The 1,033-nt window shown below is 41.9% G+C and carries 2 protein-coding genes; both read left to right on the forward strand.

What is annotated here, in order from left to right; translation table 11 throughout:
• On the forward strand, positions 1–105 hold a 105-nt coding region (locus B4K20_RS09460), incomplete at its 5' end, for a phosphoribosylaminoimidazolesuccinocarboxamide synthase (protein ID WP_349678800.1).
• A 151-nt stretch (positions 106–256) separates the two neighbouring features.
• Positions 257–1,033 (forward strand): GGDEF domain-containing protein (locus B4K20_RS09465; RefSeq protein WP_289282697.1); only part of this gene is annotated, 777 nt, incomplete at its 3' end.

A 1,033-nucleotide genomic window follows, 5' to 3' on the forward strand; every position in this document is an offset into this window, starting at 1 on the left:
GCAGAAACACGTAAAAAACTGGATAAAGACCGTTTTAGACAAGGTCTGGGTGGTGTCATTGAAGCCTATGAAGAAGTGGCACAACGTATCGGTGTGACGCTATAGAATAAAGTCATTCAAGGTTCATTTCGTTGTATGCGAAATGAACCTTTTTCCAAATATATATTTCCGATGCATGAACAGCCAAGCTGTTTGTATACACAAGCTTGTGTACTCATTTATGATGTTTCTGTTTCTATAAAAACTGGAGTTTTGAATGAAAACACCAGATTTACCTCAAAATGAACAAGAAAGGTTATCGACATTACAATCGTTGACTATCCTTGATTCGGCTCCCGACGAACGCTTTGATCGTCTCACAAGAATCGCCATTAAGTTATTTGATGTGCCAGTTGCGCTCGTCAGTATTGTTGATAAAAATCGCCAATGGTTTAAGTCCTGCCAGGGATTAGATATTACTGAGACGCCACGTGATCTGTCTTTTTGTGGACACGCGATTTTGGGCGATGGCGCCTTTGTTGTTGAAGATACGCATAAGGATGAACGTTTCATCGACAATCCGCTATTAATTGGTCAAAAGCATATACGCTTTTATGCTGGCTATCCCATTCGTTATCTTGATGGCAGTAAGCTAGGTACGTTGTGTATTAAAGATGTGAGGCCAAGACATTTCAGTGACGAAGATCGAGCACTACTTAAAGACCTAGCAACCATAGTTGAACACGAGATTCAAGCCGTTGAGTTGGCGACCATGGATGAGCTAACAGGCATATTAAACCGTCGAGGTTTTAATATGTCTGCCGCAAAATCTCTGAGTATATGCAGACGTGGTGGACTACCCGCTGCCCTGGCTTTTCTTGATCTGAATGAATTTAAACCCATCAACGATAAGTTTGGTCATGCAGAGGGGGATAAGGCACTACGTCAATTTGCAACGATCTTAGATGATGTTGGCAGAGATTCAGATATCGTCGCGAGAATGGGCGGAGACGAATTTGTTATTCTGCTGGTTGATGCTGATCAAAAAGCGGTT

Source organism: Methylophaga sp. UBA5088 (assembly GCF_002414625.1).
In the GTDB taxonomy this organism is placed as follows: Bacteria; Pseudomonadota; Gammaproteobacteria; order Nitrosococcales; family Methylophagaceae; genus Methylophaga; species Methylophaga marina.